Source organism: Pseudomonas sp. B21128 (genome assembly GCF_044218865.1).
Classification (GTDB): Bacteria; Pseudomonadota; Gammaproteobacteria; order Pseudomonadales; family Pseudomonadaceae; genus Aquipseudomonas; species Aquipseudomonas iridis.
In genome coordinates this window covers 649,635-667,266 of the sequence record NZ_CP162590.1, presented here as the reverse complement: position 1 = coordinate 667,266, position 17,632 = coordinate 649,635, and the positions used below count along the sequence as shown (strand labels likewise).

General features: G+C 60.5%; 14 protein-coding genes and 1 riboswitch. Of the genes, 12 read left to right on the top strand and 2 right to left on the bottom strand.

The window, feature by feature from the left end; translation table 11 throughout:
- The first annotated feature begins 183 nt into the window (after positions 1-183).
- A riboswitch (TPP riboswitch) is annotated at positions 184-289 on the top strand.
- Between the two features lie 146 nt (positions 290-435).
- Both thiC and cytX read left to right on the top strand, forming a co-directional pair.
- The gene (thiC, locus tag AB4P91_RS02905; RefSeq protein ID WP_150594010.1) at positions 436-2,325 is read left to right on the top strand and encodes a phosphomethylpyrimidine synthase ThiC; all 1,890 of its coding nucleotides are present in this window, start codon (positions 436-438) and stop codon (positions 2,323-2,325) included.
- A gap of 103 nt (positions 2,326-2,428) precedes the next feature.
- Positions 2,429-3,721 (top strand): putative hydroxymethylpyrimidine transporter CytX, encoded by a 1,293-nt coding sequence (gene cytX / locus AB4P91_RS02900; RefSeq protein ID WP_150596049.1) that lies wholly within the window; start codon positions 2,429-2,431, stop codon positions 3,719-3,721.
- On the opposite strand, the gene AB4P91_RS02895 is transcribed toward cytX, so the two are convergent.
- On the bottom strand, positions 3,690-4,436 hold the full coding sequence (locus AB4P91_RS02895) for an RsiV family protein (RefSeq protein ID WP_150594012.1): 747 nt from the start codon (positions 4,434-4,436) through the stop codon (positions 3,690-3,692). The genes cytX and AB4P91_RS02895 overlap by 32 nt on opposite strands.
- Positions 4,437-4,664: 228 nt before the next feature.
- On the opposite strand from AB4P91_RS02895, the gene AB4P91_RS02890 reads away from it, so the two are divergent.
- The 9 genes from AB4P91_RS02890 (at position 4,665) to AB4P91_RS02850 (ending at position 14,157) form a co-directional block, all read left to right on the top strand.
- Positions 4,665-5,282, top strand: a complete 618-nt coding sequence (locus tag AB4P91_RS02890) for an NUDIX domain-containing protein (RefSeq protein ID WP_115145950.1) — start codon at positions 4,665-4,667, stop codon at positions 5,280-5,282.
- A complete protein-coding gene (locus AB4P91_RS02885; protein WP_042557354.1) occupies positions 5,273-5,725 on the top strand; it encodes a DUF1249 domain-containing protein in 453 nt (150 codons plus the stop codon). Before AB4P91_RS02890 ends, AB4P91_RS02885 begins: the two co-directional genes overlap by 10 nt.
- Positions 5,726-5,823: 98 nt before the next feature.
- Positions 5,824-6,639, top strand: coding sequence for a 3',5'-cyclic-AMP phosphodiesterase (cpdA, locus tag AB4P91_RS02880; protein WP_150596050.1), 816 nt, complete (start codon positions 5,824-5,826; stop codon positions 6,637-6,639).
- Positions 6,640-6,930: 291 nt separating this feature from the next.
- Positions 6,931-7,539, top strand: a complete 609-nt coding sequence (locus AB4P91_RS02875) for a YqiA/YcfP family alpha/beta fold hydrolase (RefSeq protein ID WP_042557356.1) — start codon at positions 6,931-6,933, stop codon at positions 7,537-7,539.
- Between the two features lie 41 nt (positions 7,540-7,580).
- Positions 7,581-9,485: a DNA topoisomerase IV subunit B gene (gene parE, locus AB4P91_RS02870; RefSeq protein WP_395604282.1), complete on the top strand. Its 1,905-nt coding sequence runs from the start codon at positions 7,581-7,583 to the stop codon at positions 9,483-9,485.
- Entirely contained in the window at positions 9,485-10,474 is a 990-nt protein-coding gene (locus tag AB4P91_RS02865; RefSeq protein WP_150594014.1) for an esterase-like activity of phytase family protein, read from the top strand. The genes parE and AB4P91_RS02865 overlap by 1 nt, the downstream gene beginning before the upstream one ends.
- The gene (locus tag AB4P91_RS02860; protein ID WP_395604281.1) at positions 10,471-10,995 is read left to right on the top strand and encodes a TIGR02281 family clan AA aspartic protease; all 525 of its coding nucleotides are present in this window, start codon (positions 10,471-10,473) and stop codon (positions 10,993-10,995) included. The genes AB4P91_RS02865 and AB4P91_RS02860 overlap by 4 nt, the downstream gene beginning before the upstream one ends.
- Before the next feature lie 7 nt (positions 10,996-11,002).
- Positions 11,003-13,267 (top strand): DNA topoisomerase IV subunit A, encoded by a 2,265-nt coding sequence (gene parC / locus AB4P91_RS02855; RefSeq protein ID WP_395604280.1) that lies wholly within the window; start codon positions 11,003-11,005, stop codon positions 13,265-13,267.
- Between the two features lie 176 nt (positions 13,268-13,443).
- Positions 13,444-14,157 (top strand): membrane integrity-associated transporter subunit PqiC, encoded by a 714-nt coding sequence (locus tag AB4P91_RS02850; RefSeq protein ID WP_150594017.1) that lies wholly within the window; start codon positions 13,444-13,446, stop codon positions 14,155-14,157.
- 505 nt (positions 14,158-14,662) lie between these two features.
- Here the strand turns inward: AB4P91_RS02850 and AB4P91_RS02845 are convergent.
- Complete coding sequence (locus AB4P91_RS02845; RefSeq protein WP_150594018.1) at positions 14,663-16,174, bottom strand: AhpA/YtjB family protein; 1,512 nt, start codon at positions 16,172-16,174, stop codon at positions 14,663-14,665.
- A 134-nt stretch (positions 16,175-16,308) separates the two neighbouring features.
- Between AB4P91_RS02845 and serB the strand changes: the two genes are divergently transcribed.
- Complete coding sequence (gene serB, locus AB4P91_RS02840) at positions 16,309-17,523, top strand: phosphoserine phosphatase SerB (RefSeq protein WP_395604279.1); 1,215 nt, start codon at positions 16,309-16,311, stop codon at positions 17,521-17,523.
- Positions 17,524-17,632: the final 109 nt, after the last annotated feature.

The window sequence follows — 17,632 nt, the reverse complement described above, 5'->3', positions numbered from 1 at the left end:
GCATGAATATTATGAAAATAATCCGGGCGCCAAAGGTAAGGCGCAACCCCCGTAGCGTCAAGGCTCGGCGGGGCAGAGCGAGTGTAGTTGCGCCTGCGTTCGGCAACAATCCGTTAATTGCGCCATTCATCATGGTGTTTGCCGCGGTGTTGGCGTTCTTTGCCGGTTGTGTCTAGACTGGCCGGGTTCTTGTCGGGGTGCCTTGCTATGAGGCTGAGATCGAATAATTTCGGATCCCGTTGAACCTGATCAGGTTAGCGCCTGCGTAGGGAACAAGATTTCTCGTCACCCGGCGAGTCCTCTTGTGCTTCGTCCGGGAAATTGTTCGACAATCGAACGCTCGACGACGATGCACAGCACCTGTCCTGGTGCGTCCGTGCCTTTCAGGTTCTGCTCCGACAATCCACTGCCTGGATGATGTCTGGAGAGCCCGTGATGACTACAAAACCAAAAAACGCGATCAACCTGAGTGACTCGGCCAAGGTCGACGAGCAATCGGTCAAGCCGTTCACCCGTTCGCAAAAAGTCTACGTTCAGGGCTCCCGCCCGGACATCCTCGTGCCGATGCGCGAAATCAGTCTCGACGTGACGCCGACCGACTTCGGCGGCGAGATCAACGCGCCGGTCGTCGTGTACGACACCTCGGGCCCGTACACCGATCCCAATGTCATCATTGATGTGCGCAAAGGCCTGGGCGATGTGCGTTCGGCGTGGATCGAATCCCGTGGCGATACCGAGCGCCTGCCAGGCTTGAGTTCCAGTTTTGGCCAGGAACGCCTGGCCGATGCCGAGCTGACCAAGCTGCGCTTTGCCCATGTGAACAACCCGCGCCGCGCCAAGGCCGGGGCCAACGTCAGCCAGATGCACTACGCGCGCAAGGGCATCATTACCGCCGAGATGGAGTACGTCGCCATCCGCGAAAACATGAAGCTCGAAGTGGCTCGCGCCGCCGGCCTGCTGGACCAGCAACACGCCGGGCACAGTTTCGGTGCCAGCGTGCCGAAAGTCATCACACCTGAATTCGTTCGAGAAGAAATTGCCCGTGGTCGCGCGATCATTCCGGCCAACATCAACCACACCGAACTGGAGCCGATGATCATCGGCCGTAACTTCCTGGTGAAGATCAACGGCAACATCGGCAACAGTGCTTTGGGTTCGTCCATTGAAGAAGAAGTGGCGAAACTGACCTGGGGCATTCGCTGGGGTTCGGACACCGTGATGGACCTGTCCACCGGCAAGCACATTCACGAAACCCGCGAGTGGATCATCCGCAACTCGCCAGTGCCGATCGGCACCGTACCGATCTACCAGGCGTTGGAAAAAGTGGGTGGCGCCGCTGAAGACCTGACCTGGGAGCTGTTCCGCGACACGCTGATCGAGCAGGCCGAGCAGGGCGTCGATTACTTCACCATCCACGCCGGCGTTTTGCTGCGCTATGTACCGCTGACCGCCAAGCGTGTGACCGGCATCGTTTCCCGTGGCGGTTCGATCATGGCCAAGTGGTGCCTGGCGCACCACAAAGAGAACTTCCTCTACACCCATTTCGACGAAATCTGCGAAATCATGAAGGCCTACGACGTCAGCTTCTCGCTGGGCGATGGCCTGCGTCCCGGCTCGATTGCCGACGCCAACGACGAAGCGCAATTCGGCGAGCTGGAAACCCTCGGCGAGCTGACCAAGATCGCCTGGAAGCACGACGTGCAGTGCATGATCGAAGGCCCGGGCCACGTGCCGATGCAGTTGATCAAAGAGAACATGGACAAGCAGCTGGAATGCTGCGACGAGGCGCCGTTCTACACCCTTGGCCCGTTGACCACTGACATCGCGCCGGGCTACGACCACATCACCTCTGGTATCGGTGCGGCGATGATCGGCTGGTTCGGTTGCGCCATGCTTTGCTACGTCACGCCGAAGGAGCACTTGGGCCTGCCGAACAAGGATGACGTGAAGACCGGGATCATCACCTACAAGATCGCCGCGCACGCAGCGGACCTGGCCAAGGGGCACCCGGGCGCACAGATCCGCGACAACGCCTTGAGCAAGGCGCGATTCGAATTCCGTTGGGAAGACCAGTTCAACCTCGGTCTCGATCCGGACACCGCGCGTTCGTATCACGATGAAACCTTGCCGAAAGACTCGGCCAAGGTCGCGCATTTCTGCTCGATGTGCGGGCCGAAATTCTGCTCGATGAAGATCACTCAGGAAGTCCGCGAATACGCGGCCAACCAGCGGATCGAAGCGGTCGACGTGGACGTCGCCCAGGGCCTGGCGGAACAGGCTGAGCGGTTCAAGAAGGAAGGCAGTCAGCTTTATAAAAAAGTGTAAGCGGCAAGCTACAGGCTGCAAGTTAGAAGCAGATGCGAAACCTGCTTTTTCTTGCAGCTTGTGGCTTGCAACTTGTGGCTATCACTCCGTGAGATCAACACCCTTGAGCATTCAACCCGGTACCTACTCCCCCGATCTCCCCGTGCCCGCCGACAGGCGTGTATTCGGCGGTCGCGATCTGTTTTCCCTGTGGTTCTCCCTCGGCATCGGCCTGATGGTGCTGCAGACCGGCGCATTGCTCGCGCCGGGTCTGGGCTTGTCCGGTTCGCTGCTGGCCATTTTCCTCGGCACACTGGTCGGCGTTTTGCTGCTGGCGGCCGTCGGCGTGATCGGCAGCGACACCGGCCTGTCGTCGATGGCCGCGCTCAAGCTCAGCCTCGGTAGCAAAGGCGCGAGCCTGCCGGCGCTGCTCAATCTGCTGCAACTGATCGGTTGGGGCTCGTTCGAAATCATCGTCATGCGCGATGCGGCCAGCCTGCTCGGCACCCGCGCATTCAGCGAAGGCTCGCTGTGGTCCAACCCGGTGTTGTGGACGCTGTTCTTCGGCGCTCTGGCAACCCTGCTTGCCGTCAGCGGGCCGCTGACGTTTGTCCGGCAGATCTTGCGCAAATGGGGGATCTGGCTGCTGTTGGCCGCGTGCCTCTGGCTGACCTGGAACCTGTTCGCCAAGGCCGATCTGACGGCGCTCTGGGCGAGTGCCGGTGACGGTTCGATGCCGTTCGCCGTGGGCTTCGACATCGCTATTGCCATGCCGCTGTCGTGGCTGCCGCTGATCGCCGACTACTCGCGTTTCGGCAAGCGTGCGAAGAACGTTTTCGGCGGCACCGCCGTCGGTTTCTTTATTGGCAACTTCTGGCTGATGAGCCTCGGCGTGGCTTACACCCTGGCGTTCGCGCCGAGCGGTGAAGTCAATGCGTTGCTGCTGGCACTGGCCGGTGCCGGGTTGGGTATTCCGCTGCTGCTGATCCTGCTCGACGAATCGGAAAACGCCTTCGCCGACATTCATTCGGCAGCGGTGTCCAGCGGGATTCTGTTGCGCCTGAAAGTCGAGCATCTGGCGCTCGCCATCGGCGTCATCTGCACGCTGATTGCACTGCTGGCGCCATTGGCGCAATACCAGAATTTCCTGCTGCTGATCGGCTCGGTGTTTGCGCCGTTGTTCGGCGTGGTGCTGGTGGATCACTTCATCCTGCGCAAGCGTCGGGGGCAGGTCGCATCAGCCGCGTTGCGCTGGCCGGCGTTGTTGGCGTGGCTGGGGGGTGTCAGCACCTATCACTTGCTGGCGAATCTGTATCCGGACGTCGGCGCCACCCTGCCGGCGCTGGTGCTGGCAGGGCTGCTGCAGTTTGTGCTCGGTCGGGCCTTCAGTTACGGCCGGGAAACAGCTCAGGCTTGAGAATGCCGTTCAGACGTGGATAAGGGATCTTCAGTTCGACGTGGCCCAGCGCGTAAGGCGCGATGGTGCTCACTTCGTACTTGAGGATCACCCCGCCGTAGGTCAACGCCACGTGCGGGGTTTTCACGAATGGCCAGCTCTTGACGAACTCGGCTTCCTGATCGAGCTTGGTGCTGATCAGCCAGCTGTTGTGCGCCACTTGCGCAGCCTTCCAGAACGCCTCTTCCTGCCCCGGCATCAGCATGTCGGACAGGTTCAGCACTTTGTGCTGCTGGCGCGAATAGTTGATGAAACCGCGACCCGGTGTGCCATGGGCGCCACCGGTGTCGAGGTAGCTCGACAACTCGATGATCACCAAGCCGTCATGCTGCTCACGTACTTTCGCTTGCAGATAGCTGCTGTTGCGCGGGCCGGCGTTGGCCAGGAACTGCTCGCGGTAGGCCGCCAGTGTCGGCGCGACAGGCGCGCCCGGCTCGGTGCGGGTCATTTGCAGCAGGCGTTTTTCGATGATCGGGTCCAGCGCGGGCTCTGCCGGGAAACGCAGGGTGTCGATGTTCACCAGTGGGCAATCGGGGGTGGAACATCCCGGTTTCAGCTGTTCCGACGCATCGCGGGTGGTTTCCAGCGGCGTGCGATAGTTGGGCTGGAACAGGCTCGCGCACGCGCCCAGGGTCAGGGCAATGGCGGCCACGGAGGCAATTTTGAAAAGCGACATGGGCGTCCTTTCGAAAGCAGGGGAAAGCAAAAAGTTACCGCTTCGACTCTCAACGAAGCAGTCAGTTCGCCACTAAGCTAATTAGAGTGGGTTTCGCCGCCACCGTCCATCCCGATGACGGTAAAGGGGCTGCATCAAACGGTACGGGCGCGTTAGGATGGCGCGAAGTCGAGGTTGCCGGTAACGATTAGGAACCTCGTAATGGATTCGCAGTAAACGAGGATGCTCATGACTGACTTTGCCAACGCCATTCCGACCGCCGTCGACATCGTGCGCCGCGAGAGCTGCTATCAGGGCTTCTACAAGCTCGACCGTGTGCATCTGCGCCATGAGCTGTTCGCCGGGGGCATGAGCCGCGAGATCAATCGTGAAGTGTTCGTGCGTCATGATGCCGTGTGCGTGCTGCCGTACGATCCGCAGCGCGACGAAGTGGTGCTGATCGAACAGTTTCGCGTCGGCGCGATGGGCAAGGCTGACAATCCGTGGCTGGTAGAACTGGTCGCTGGTCTGATCGACAAGGATGAACAGCCGGAAGAAGTTGCTCACCGCGAGGCGCAGGAGGAAGCTGGGCTGGACATCAAGGCTCTGTGGCCGATGACCAAATATTTCCCGTCACCGGGCGGCAGCAACGAGTTCGTGCATCTGTATCTGGGGCGTTGCAGCACCGATGGCGTGGGCGGCCTGCATGGGCTGGAGGAAGAGGCAGAAGATATACGCGTCACGGTCTGGGCCTTTGAAGATGCCTTGCAGGCCGTCCGTGACGGACGCATTGCCAACGCGGCGAGCATCATCGCTTTGCAGTGGCTGGCGCTCAACCGCGCCGAAGTGAGGGGGTTATGGTTGTAAACAAGTTGCGCGATCGTTATCGAGTCGACCTCGTGGGGCTACAGGCTGCCTGCGAGGCCAACTACGCGCGCCTGATGCGACTGGTGCCGGACATGCGCAACGAGCCCGAGGCGCGGCGCATCGCCGTGACTCAGGGCGAGCAGATGCTCGGCGTACTGGCCCTCGAAGTGCTGCAAACCTGCCCGTATACCACCACGTTGCAAGTGCGTCAGGAGCACAGCCTGCCATGGCTGCCGGTGCCGCAACTGGAAGTGCAGGTCTATCACGACGCGCGTATGGCTGAAGTGATCAGCGCCGAACATGCACGACGCTTTCGCGGCATCTATCCTTACCCGAACGCCGCGATGCATCAGCCCGATGAAAAAGCTCAGCTGAATCTGTTCCTGGGGGAATGGCTGAGTCATTGTCTGGCGCTGGGGCACGAGTACGAAGTCGTACGCTAGTTGTGAACTGCGTCCGGTTCCCCGGTTTCCTCTTTCAGTAATCCCCCAGCATAATTGCGGCACTTAACGATTCCGTGCTTTTGCCTTGGGAGAACGCCTTGCCGAGCGTATCCACATTGACCACCGCCGATCCGGCGTTGCTGGTGCAGTTGTCCGACAGCCATCTGTTCGCCGAAGCGGGTGGCTCGCTGCTGGGAATGAACACCCGCGAGAGCCTGCAAAAGGTCATCGAGTTGGTCCTGGGGCAGCAGCCACGGATCGATCTGCTGCTGGCCACCGGGGATATTTCCCAGGACGGCACGCTGGAGTCGTATCAGCACTTTCGGGAAATGACCGCGCAGATCGATGCGCCGGCGCGCTGGATTCCCGGTAACCACGACGAGCCGATGATCATGGCTGAGGCCGCCGTGCAAAGCGCGTTGCTCGAATCGGTGGTCGATCTCGGCAACTGGCGTGTGACGATGCTGGATTCGGCGGTACCGGGTTCGGTGCCGGGGTATTTGCAGGACGATCAGTTGCAACTGCTGGCCCGCTCGTTGAGCGAAGCGCCGGAACGTCATCATCTGGTGTGCTTTCACCATCATCCGGTGTCGATCGGTTGTGCGTGGATGGAGCCGATTGGTTTGCGCAATCCAGAGGCGTTTTTCGAAGTGCTGGATCGTTTTCCGCAGGCGCGGGCGGTGCTGTGGGGGCACGTGCATCAGGAAATTGATCGCCAGCGTAATGACGTGCGTTTGATGGCGTCACCCTCGACCTGCATCCAGTTCGAGCCAGGGAGTGAAGACTTCAAGGTCGGTGAGCAGGCACCGGGGTATCGCTGGTTGCGGTTGTTGCCGGATGGACGGATTGAAACCGGGGTTGAGCGCGTGACTGATTTCGCCTTCCAGGTTGATTACGGTTCCAACGGTTACTGATAACGAATCAAAGAGCCCCTCACCCCAGCTCTCTGTCTGAGGGAGAGGGAGCCGACCGGGGTGTCTGGCGCTATGCGTCGACTTGAAAGACCCGGTCGATTATGGATTCGGTGAAGATTTTTCAAGTCGGCGTATTTCGCCAATCCCCCCCCAATCAGTCCCCTCTACCCCTGGGAGAGGGCTAGAGTGAGGGTCGCCCCTGCTGAATGACCGATTTCTCGAAACCGCCCCCAATCCGCTCTTCTCTCCCTGTAAACTCCGCAAACCCAAACCGACACCCAGGGAGCTCAAATGTCCGGTTCGATCCTCTATATCCACGGTTTCAACAGCGCTCCGACCTCGAAAAAGGCCTGTCAGCTGGTGGCGGTGATGGAACGGATGGGTTTGAGCGAGCAATTGCGTGTTCCGGCCCTGCATCACCATCCGCGTGAAGCCATCGGTCAGTTGGAACAGGCGATTGCCGAGCTAGGCCAGCCGTTGCTGGTGGGAAGCTCACTCGGCGGCTACTATGCGACTCACCTGGCCGAGCGCCATGGCCTGAAAGCCCTGCTGGTCAACCCGGCGGTCAGCCCGCACCGGATGTTCGACGGCTATCTGGGCACGCAGAAAAACCTGTACACCGATGAAACCTGGGAATTGACCCACGACCACGTTGCGGCCCTGGCCGAGCTGGAAGTGCCGGCGCCCCAGGATGCGCAGCGTTTTCAGGTCTGGTTGCAGACCGGCGATGAAACATTGGATTATCGCCTCGCCCAGCAGTATTACCGGGCCTGTGCCTTGCGCATCCAGGCCGGTGGCGACCACAGTTTCCAGGGTTTCGCCGGGCAATTGCCGGCGTTGCTGAGTTTTGCCGGCATTGGCGCCGATTTGTATCAGGCAATCGATTTCACCGCACTGTGAAGTCTTGCCCCTATTTCATGAATGACTGACGACGAGACCCTATGGCCACTCCCAGCGCTAGCTCTTATAACGCCGACGCCATCGAAGTCCTCTCGGGCCTCGACCCGGTGCGTAAACGCCCCGGCATGTACACCGACACCAGTCGGCCGAACCACCTCGCCCAGGAAGTCATCGACAACAGCGTCGACGAAGCCTTGGCCGGCCACGCCAAATCGGTGCAGGTCATCCTGCACGCCGACCACTCGCTGGAAGTCAGCGACGATGGCCGCGGCATGCCGGTCGACATCCACCCTGAAGAAGGTGTGTCGGGCGTTGAGCTGATCCTCACCAAGCTCCACGCGGGCGGCAAGTTTTCCAACAAGAACTACCAGTTCTCCGGCGGTCTGCACGGGGTGGGTATTTCCGTGGTCAACGCCTTATCGACCGAAGTCCGGGTGCGCGTGAAGCGTGATGGCAACGAGTACCAGATGACGTTCGCCGATGGCTACAAGGCCACCGAACTTGAAGTCGTCGGCACCGTTGGCAAGCGCAACACCGGCACCAGCGTGTATTTCGCGCCGGACCCCAAGTATTTCGACTCACCGAAATTCTCCATCAGTCGCCTCAAGCACGTGCTCAAGGCCAAGGCTGTGTTGTGCCCGGGCCTGCTGGTCAGCTTTGAAGACAAAGGCACCGGCGAGAAAATCGAGTGGCATTACGAAGACGGCCTGCGCTCTTATCTGGTCGACGCTGTCAGCGAGTTCGAACGCCTGCCGAACGAACCGTTCTGCGGTGCTTTCGCCGGTAATAAAGAAGCGGTCGATTGGGCATTGCTGTGGCTGCCGGAAGGTGGCGACGCGGTGCAGGAAAGCTATGTCAACCTGATCCCGACGGCACAGGGCGGTACCCACGTCAACGGTCTGCGTCAGGGCCTGCTCGATGCGATGCGCGAATTCTGCGAATTCCGCAGTCTGCTGCCGCGTGGCGTGAAGCTGGCGCCGGAAGACGTCTGGGAGCGCATTGCCTTCGTTCTGTCGATGAAGATGCAAGAGCCGCAATTCTCCGGCCAGACCAAAGAGCGTCTGTCGTCCCGTGAAGCGGCGGCGTTTGTTTCCGGTGTGGTCAAGGACGCGTTCAGCCTGTGGCTCAACGCCAACCCGGAAACCGGCCTGGCGCTGGCCGAACTGGCGATCAACAACGCCGGACGTCGTCTGAAAGCAAGCAAGAAAGTCGAGCGCAAACGCGTCACCCAGGGGCCGGCGCTGCCGGGCAAACTGGCCGACTGCGCCGGGCAGGACCCGATGCGTTCCGAACTGTTCCTGGTCGAAGGTGATTCCGCCGGCGGTTCCGCCAAGCAAGCGCGGGACAAGGAATTTCAGGCGATTCTGCCGTTGCGCGGCAAGATCCTCAACACCTGGGAAGTCGACGGCAGCGAAGTGCTGGCCAGTCAGGAAGTGCACAACATCGCCGTGGCCATCGGTGTCGATCCAGGCTCGACCGACATCGCCCAACTGCGCTACGGCAAGATCTGCATCCTCGCCGACGCCGACTCAGACGGTCTGCACATCGCAACCTTGCTCTGCGCGTTGTTCGTCCAGCATTTCCGCCCGCTGGTGGACGCCGGTCACGTCTACGTCGCGATGCCGCCGCTGTACCGCATCGACCTGGGCAAAGAGATCTACTACGCCCTCGACGAGGCTGAGCGTGACGGCATTCTCGACCGTCTGGTCGCCGAGAAGAAACGCGGCAAGCCGCAGGTCACCCGATTCAAAGGTCTGGGTGAGATGAACCCGCCGCAACTGCGTGAAACCACCATGGACCCGAACACTCGGCGTCTGGTGCAGTTGACCCTGGAAGACTTCGACGCGACCTCGGAAATGATGGACATGTTACTGGCGAAAAAACGCGCCGGTGATCGCAAATCCTGGCTGGAATCCAAAGGCAACCTGGCCGAGGTTCTTGGTTGATGCGGGTTGGCTTTGCCCTGGCGTGTGCGTTACTCCTGACCTCTGTTTCGGCGCTTGCCGAACCGGTGCCGGAGTTGCGCGTGCTGTCCGAGCATCCGGTAGACGGCATGCGCGGCGGCAACCTGTCGGGGCTGGCGCAGTGTGGCAGCGAGTTGTGGACGGTGTCCGATCGCGACGATGATCAGATCTATCGCCTCGATACGCGGCAAACCACCTGGCAGGCCGAAACCGTGCACATCAACGTGCCTGAATTACCCGAGACCGGGCTGCCCTGGGGTTTGCGTTCGCGCAACTGGGCGGCGTCGTTCGTGCGCGGCGGCGATCTGGATTTCGAAGGCATCAGCTGCGACAGCGCCGGCAATCGCTACCTCGTCAGCGAGGGGCATGCGGCGGTGTTGCAACTGCCTGTGAACGGCCCGGCGAACTGGCTGAAGATCTCGCCGATGATGGTTCGCGAAGCGCGAGCCAAGGGCATGTTGCAGAAATTCAACGCGATATTCGAAGGTCTGGCGATCAATCCGGCGGGGGATCAGATGTGGTTGGCTGCCGAGCGCCAGAGCCGTGGCTTGCTGTTGATCAAGCGCCAGCAGACGGTGTGGGGCTGCGACGGTCGCTGTGTACTGCTGAGCGAAGGTGGCAAGGACATGCAGCCGGCGCAGTTTCCCAAAGCCAAAGCGGTCGACCGGGATTTTTCCGACCTGTCATTTTTCAACGGCAAGCTGTTCACCCTCGAGCGCAACGCCTTTCAGATTTGCCGTCGCGATCCGCTGACGGCCAAGGTCGAGCGCTGCTGGTCGTATGCCGCGGAACTGTTGCAGGAAAATCGCCGTTATTCACAGAACTATGGACTGGAAGAAGCGTTGATCGTCGATGCTGACGGTGCGTGGATTGGCGTCGACAATAATTTCGGCCCGCGTGCCGATGGCGAGAACCGCCCGATTGTCTGGCGCTTCGCAGCGCCGCAAGGTGGCTGGAGCGCCAGGCCATGAGCCAGCAACCACCGGGCAAGCGCGCCGGTCGGGTGCTGATGATTCTGGCCTGGTGCGCAGCGCTGTTTCTGGCCACGCGGTTTTTTGGTCAGTGGGAACAACGCCAGCAGAATCCGAACGTCGTCGTGAGTTCGGAGCAGGGCGCAGGATTTATCGAAGTGAAACTGGCGAGCAATGCCCAAGGGCATTTTGTCGCCAGCGGTCAGATCAACGGCCAACCGGTCGAGTTCATGCTCGACACCGGCGCAACCGATGTCGCGATCCCGGCGGATCTGGCCAAGCGTTTGAAGCTGGAAGAAGGTTTCGGTGTGACCCTGAGCACGGCCAATGGCCTGAGCCAGGGCTACCGTACAAAAATCGCTCGCCTGCAACTGGGCGACATCGTGTTGCGGGATGTCCGCGCACTGGTGGCGCCGGGGTTGCATGGTGATCAGGTGCTGCTCGGCATGAGCGCCCTGAACAAACTTGAATTTACTCAGCGCGGTGGCACCATGCTGCTGCGCCAGACAACGAACCGATGAGGCCTGCATGAGCAATCCCCTTGATCTTAGCCTGGACGGTGTTGAACGCCGCTCGCTGGCTGACTTCACCGAAAGTGCCTACCTCAACTACTCCATGTACGTGATCATGGACCGTGCCCTGCCGCATATCGGCGACGGCCTGAAACCGGTGCAGCGGCGGATCATCTACGCGATGAGCGAGTTGGGGCTGGACGCCGATTCCAAGCACAAGAAATCGGCGCGTACCGTCGGCGACGTGCTCGGCAAGTTCCACCCGCACGGCGACTCGGCGTGCTACGAAGCGATGGTGCTGATGGCCCAGCCGTTCAGCTATCGCTACACGCTGGTCGACGGTCAGGGCAACTGGGGTGCGCCGGATGATCCCAAGTCCTTCGCCGCCATGCGTTACACCGAAGCGCGTTTGTCGCGATATTCCGAAGTGCTGCTCAGCGAACTGGGCCAAGGTACCGCGGACTGGGGCCCGAACTTCGACGGCACCCTGCAGGAACCGCTGGTATTGCCGGCGCGCTTGCCCAATATTTTGCTCAACGGCACCACCGGTATCGCCGTGGGCATGGCCACCGACGTACCGCCGCACAACCTGCGCGAAGTCGCCACCGCGTGCGTGCGCTTGCTCGATGAGCCCAAAGCCACGGTCGAACAGCTCTGCGAACACATTCAAGGCCCGGATTATCCGACCGAAGCGGAAATCATCACACCGCGCGCCGACCTGCTGAAAATGTACGAAACCGGCAAGGGCTCGGTGCGCATGCGCGCCGTGTACCACGTCGAGGACGGCGACATCATCGTCACTGCGCTGCCGCATCAGGTCTCCGGGGCCAAAGTGCTGGAGCAGATCGCCGCGCTGATGCAGGCCAAACCGTCGAAAGCGCCGCAGATTGCTGACCTGCGTGACGAATCCGACCACGAAAACCCGTGCCGCATCGTGATCATTCCGGTCAACAGCCGCGTCGATCACGAAGCACTGATGCAGCATCTGTTCGCCAGTACCGAGCTGGAGTCGACCTACCGGGTCAACGTCAACATCATCGGTCTGGATGGCAAGCCGCAGCTGAAAAACCTGCGCGCATTGCTGGTGGAATGGCTGGAATTTCGCGTGCAGACCGTGCGTCGCCGCCTGCAATTCCGCCTCGACAAGGTCGAGCGTCGCCTGCACCTGTTGGACGGTTTGTTGATTGCCTACCTCAACCTGGATGAAGTGATCCACATCATCCGTACCGAGGAACACCCGAAAGCCAAGCTGATCGAGCGATTCGCCCTCAGCGAAATCCAGGCCGACTACATTCTCGATACGCGTCTGCGGCAATTGGCGCGACTGGAAGAGATGAAGCTGCGCGATGAGCAGGACGAACTGCTCAAGGAACAAGCCAAGCTGCAAGCCCTGCTGGGTAGCGAAGCCAAGCTGAAGAAACTGGTGCGCACCGAGCTGATCAAGGATGCAGAGACCTATGGCGACGACCGCCGCTCGCCAATCGTCGAGCGCGCCGAAGCCAAAGCGCTGACCGAACACGATCTGCTGCCGAACGAGAAAGTCACCGTCGTGCTCTCGGAAAAAGGCTGGATCCGTTCTGCCAAGGGGCATGACATCGACGCCACCGGCCTGTCGTACAAGGCTGGCGACGGCTTCAAGACCTCGGCGGCGGGGCGTTCCAACCAGTCTGCCGTGGTGATTGATTCCACCGGCCGCAGCTATTCGGTCGCCGCGCACACGTTGCCGTCGGCTCGCGGCCAGGGCGAACCGTTGACCGGTCGTCTGACACCGCCACCGGGTGCGACGTTTGAATGCGTGCTGATGCCCGAAGACGATGCGCTGTACGTGATCGCCTCCGACGCCGGGTATGGTTTCGTGGTTAAAGGTGAAGACCTGCAAGCCAAGAACAAGGCCGGTAAAGCGCTGTTGAGCCTGCCGAACAACGCCAAGGTCATCGCGCCGCGTCCGGTGGCTGATCGTGAGAACAACTGGCTGGCCTCGGTCACGACCGAGGGTCGCCTGCTGATCTTCAAAATCAGCGATCTGCCACAATTAGGTAAGGGTAAAGGCAACAAGATCATCGGTATTCCCGGTGAGCGTGTCGCCAGTCGCGAAGAATATGTCACGGACATCGCCGTCATTCCGGAAGGCTCCACCCTGGTGCTGCGAGCCGGAAAACGCACGTTGTCGCTGAAGGCTGACGACCTCGAACACTACAAAGGTGAGCGTGGACGTCGCGGTAACAAGCTTCCGCGTGGTTTCCAGAGGGTGGATGCGCTGCTCGTCGAAAACCTCAATTAGGCGTCCTAGAGAGCTCGATCTACGATTTAACGCGTAGATCGACGCTTTGGCGCTGGAGTCGGAACGCATATTCACGGATGATATGGCCTTTCAAGCGCCGGCGTGGCCGAGCGTTCTTCATATTTATTGAGTATTTTCACTGTGGTCAGCTTTGTGGCGGCCACCTGGACGGGATGATGACTGCGCTGCGCCTTCCAATTATTTTGTTACTCGCTGGCGTTCTTGGCCTGGCGGGTTGCAGCGTTCACCAGCCGGTGTCGCTCTATCAACTGGACAGCGGAAGTCCGGTTCAGCCTGCGCAAAGCGCGGGCATGGCGGTTTTGTTGGGCCCGGTAGTCGTAGCCGATTACCTGCAACGTGAAACCCTGCTGCAACGTCAACCGGACGGCAGTCTGCAAGCAGCGACCGACGGTCGTTGGGCCGGCAGCCTTTCGTCGGATATTGATCAGTTGCTGATGCGTCAGGTTGCCGGTCATCTGGACAGCCAGCGTGTTGTGCTGGCACCGGCCACTGGCGGGTTCACCCCGGATGTGCAGGTGTTGCTGACCATCACGCGTCTGGACTCCGGTGCGAAACAACCAGCGATTCTCGATGCGCAATGGCGCTTGATTGACCGTCGCGGCAAGGTGCGCGATAACCGCATCGTTCATCTGCAAGAGTTGCATGCGGGAAGCACAGCGTCGCAGGTAAAGGCGCAAGGTATTCTGTTGCAACGTCTGGCCGAGCAACTGTCGGTAGCGCTCAAGCCATTGGCCAATCAGCCTCCTGTGGCAGAAGCACCGCGTAAAGCGGCGCAGAAACCGGCAGCACGGGCCGACGAAGCCGAGAAGCAGCCGAAGATCCCGATGGCATCGCCGATTCGTACGGACATGGAAGTGTTTCGCTTCTAAGGCTGGATCGAGTCAAGACAGAGCCCGCCCTTGTGCGGGCTCTGTTGTGTCTGGGGTTCTGTAGAAGATCAAAAGCCCCTCACCCTAACCCTCTCCCAGAGGGAGAGGGGACTGACCGAGGTGTCTTTCGCTATACGTCGACCTGAAAGACCCAGCCGATTATTGATCTGGTAAAGCGATGTCAGGGTCGACAGTGGATTCGGTGCAGTACGTTCAGGTCGGTGGATATGTCGAGCATTCCCCAGTCATCCCCTTCTCCCTATGGGAGTGTATGTACCGGAGGGAGAGGGGGCCGACCGGGGTGTCTTTCGCTATACGTCGACCTGGAGGATCTGGGCGATTGTGGATTCAAAGCAGGGTGTTCAAGTCGGTGTAACTCTGGAATATCCCCCAATCAGTCCCCTCTCCCTCTGGGAGAGGGTTAGGGTGAGGGGCTTTTAGGGGGCCACAAAAAAGCCCGCAGACAATCACTCGTCTGCGGGCTTCTGAGTATCAGGGCTAAGGCTTAAGCGCGACGCTCATGCATCCGCGCCAGTTGCCGCTCGAGCATCGATGGATAAGGCTCCATCAACCGCTCGACACAGCACGCGCCCTCAGGGCTGGCGATCGGCCGGATCCGCGCACGCTGGCGGATCAGCGCGTCATCGCTGATCTTGCGCTCGACCAGCAGCAGGTTGCGGCTGTGTTGCGACAGGGCCAGGGCGTCCTGCGCCGAATCTGTCAGCAGCAGATCAATCTGACTCAAACCGAACAACTCATCGCCAAGGGTCAGACCCAGCTGCAATTGCAGCGTGATACCGCTGTCGGCGACTTCGATTTGCAACTGATGACCCAGTGCGCGCAGCAACTCGCCGCAGCAAATCGCGTTGGTCAGGTAGTCGTCGCCGCTGTCTTCGGTGTGGAACAGCATCAGCGTGCTGCCGTCGTTCAGGGTTTCGATTTCGCCCTGGTACAACGAAGCGGCTTGATCCAGACACTCGCGGTAGCGCGCCTGCAATTCTTCCAGGCGTGCCCGAGGCAAACGGCGCAGTTGGTCTTGCGAGCCCAATTGCACCGCCAGCACTGCCGTGTGTTGCGGTACGTTCGGCGTCGCTTTGCGCACGGCCGGTTGCGCGACAGCAGTCAAAGACTCATCGCGCAGGTCGGCGAACGCGTCGTCGTCATCATCGTCTTCGACGGTGCTGACCACATGGCGCGCAGCAGGCTTGTGCGCGGCCAACGGGCGGGTTTCGTCAAAGCTCGGGTCGCGCAGATTGCGTACTTCGAACTCCGGCTCGTCTTCCTCGTCCTCGAATTCAGGTTCCGGCTCAGGCTCGGGCGCAGGTTCCGGCGCGTAGTTGGCGTGCAGCTGACGGGCGAGATCGCCAATTTCATCCTGACGCTCGATGCCCGGCGTGTGCTCGTCGATCCGGCGCAGCCAGACGCGTAATTGCAGCAACGGTGTGGACAGGTAACGGCCCATGCGCAGGCTCAAGGCCAGTGACAGCGCCAACAGAATTGCACTGAGAATGCCCATGCTCTGCAAGCTGATGGTCATTGGCTGCTGGAACTGATCCATGTCCAGGCTGATGCGCAGTTGCCCGGCCGTCACGTCCTGGAAAGTGATCTTGCTCTCGTACATGCCCTCGGCTTCGCCCAACAGGCTGTGCTTGGGGCGCTGACCGGATTCGGCGAGGATGCGGTTATCCACGCTATAGATAGCCGCGTGGGCCACCAGTTTGTTCTTGGTCAGGTTATTGAGCAGCACGTTAAGGCTGAGGATGTCGTTGGACACCAACAGCTCCGTGGCGGAGGTGGCGGTCTGCGTGGTCAGGCTTTCGCCCAGCGCATCGGCCTGCTCGTGCATGGCCTGCTTGAATTGCAAACCCATCACGCCGGCATAGATCACCAGGGCCAGAGCGACCAGGATCACGTTATGGCTGGCAATGCGCAATGCAATCGGTACACGGCGGTGGCGCAGTGCACGGAAGATCAGCAGGAAGAAGTTATCGGTTTTGACTGGCGTAGGCCGGTTCACTGAGCTCGGCTCTTTTGTCCGTGAAGTTGACGCGCAGTATAGCGACAGGCCCTAGACCGGCAAAGCGCTCGCTGTGCCCGATGGTCACTGAAAGTGGGTAGAATGCGGTTTTTTTCCAGTTGCGGGGGTGCGCGTTGCGCGAAATCGTCCTGATTAACATCACGGGAGTCGACCGTCCGGGTCTGACGGCGGCCATTACGGGTGTTCTGGCCCAAGGTGGCGTGAACATTCTCGACATCGGTCAGGCGGTGATCCACGACACCCTGTCGTTCGGCATCCTGGTTGAAATTCCCGACTCCGAGCAAGGCAAATCCGTGCTCAAGGACATCCTGTTCAAGGGCTACGAGCTCGACCAGCAGGTGCGCTTCACCCCGGTGTCCGAAGAGCATTACCAGCAATGGGTGGGCAATCAGGGCAAGAAACGCCACATCGTCACCCTGTTGACCCGCAAAGTGACGGCCGGCCAATTGCAGGCTGTCAGTTCGATCACGGCCAAATACGGCCTCAACATCGATCACATTGACCGTCTGTCGGGTCGCATGCCGCTGGACACCCCGGCCGACAAGGGAAAGGGCTGCATCGAGTTCTCCGTGCGTGGCGAAGCGGCCGATCCGCAGGCCTTGCGTGCCGAGTTTCTCAGTGTCGCGCACGAATTGAACGTCGACATCGCTTTTCAGGAAGACTCGCTGTTCCGTCGCAACCGTCGTCTGGCGGTGTTCGACATGGACTCGACACTGATTGAAGCCGAAGTCATCGACGAACTGGCCAAGGCGGCCGGTGTTGGCGAGCAGGTTTCGCAGATCACCGAGCGCGCGATGGCTGGTGAGCTGGATTTCCGTGCCAGTTTCAAAGAGCGTCTGGCCTTGCTCAAAGGCCTCGACGTCAGTGTGCTCGATTCGATCGGTGCTTCGCTGCGCCTGACCGAAGGCGCCGAGACCCTGTTCGCCGAACTCAAGCGTCTGGGCTACAAGACCGCCATCCTGTCGGGCGGCTTCACCTACTTCGCCAAGCAATTGCAGGCCAAACTCGGCATTGATTACGTGTTCGCCAACGAGCTGGAAGTGGTCGACGGCAAGTGCACCGGCGTGGCGATCGAGCCGATTGTCGATGCGCAGCGCAAGGCTGATCTGCTGAAAGAGTTGGCGCATAAGGAAGGCTTGCGTCTGGAGCAGACCATTGCGGTTGGCGACGGCGCGAATGATCTGCCGATGCTGGCCATTGCCGGGTTGGGTGTGGCGTTCCGCGCCAAGCCGCTGGTCAAGCAGTCGGCGAAACAGGCGATCTCCACGCTTGGGCTGGACGGTGTCCTGTACCTGCTGGGCTTGCGCGATCGCGACGGACAGCTGTGAGTTCTCGATAACCTGAGCGGGCCCCTTCGCGAGCGGGCTCGCTCCCACATTGGATCTGTGTCGTTCACAAATTTCCTGTGGGAGCGAGCCTGCTCGCGAAGGCTGCACC

Coding starts and splice junctions, on each gene's coding strand:
- thiC (WP_150594010.1), top strand. CDS start 436: ATGACTACAAAACCAAAAAACGCGATCAACCTGAGTGACTCGGCCAAG.
- AB4P91_RS02895 (WP_150594012.1), bottom strand. CDS start 4,436: ATGTCGCTTTTCAAAATTGCCTCCGTGGCCGCCATTGCCCTGACCCTG.
- AB4P91_RS02890 (WP_115145950.1), top strand. CDS start 4,665: ATGACTGACTTTGCCAACGCCATTCCGACCGCCGTCGACATCGTGCGC.
- AB4P91_RS02885 (WP_042557354.1), top strand. CDS start 5,273: ATGGTTGTAAACAAGTTGCGCGATCGTTATCGAGTCGACCTCGTGGGG.
- AB4P91_RS02875 (WP_042557356.1), top strand. CDS start 6,931: ATGTCCGGTTCGATCCTCTATATCCACGGTTTCAACAGCGCTCCGACC.
- parE (WP_395604282.1), top strand. CDS start 7,581: ATGGCCACTCCCAGCGCTAGCTCTTATAACGCCGACGCCATCGAAGTC.
- AB4P91_RS02865 (WP_150594014.1), top strand. CDS start 9,485: ATGCGGGTTGGCTTTGCCCTGGCGTGTGCGTTACTCCTGACCTCTGTT.
- AB4P91_RS02860 (WP_395604281.1), top strand. CDS start 10,471: ATGAGCCAGCAACCACCGGGCAAGCGCGCCGGTCGGGTGCTGATGATT.
- parC (WP_395604280.1), top strand. CDS start 11,003: ATGAGCAATCCCCTTGATCTTAGCCTGGACGGTGTTGAACGCCGCTCG.
- AB4P91_RS02850 (WP_150594017.1), top strand. CDS start 13,444: ATGACTGCGCTGCGCCTTCCAATTATTTTGTTACTCGCTGGCGTTCTT.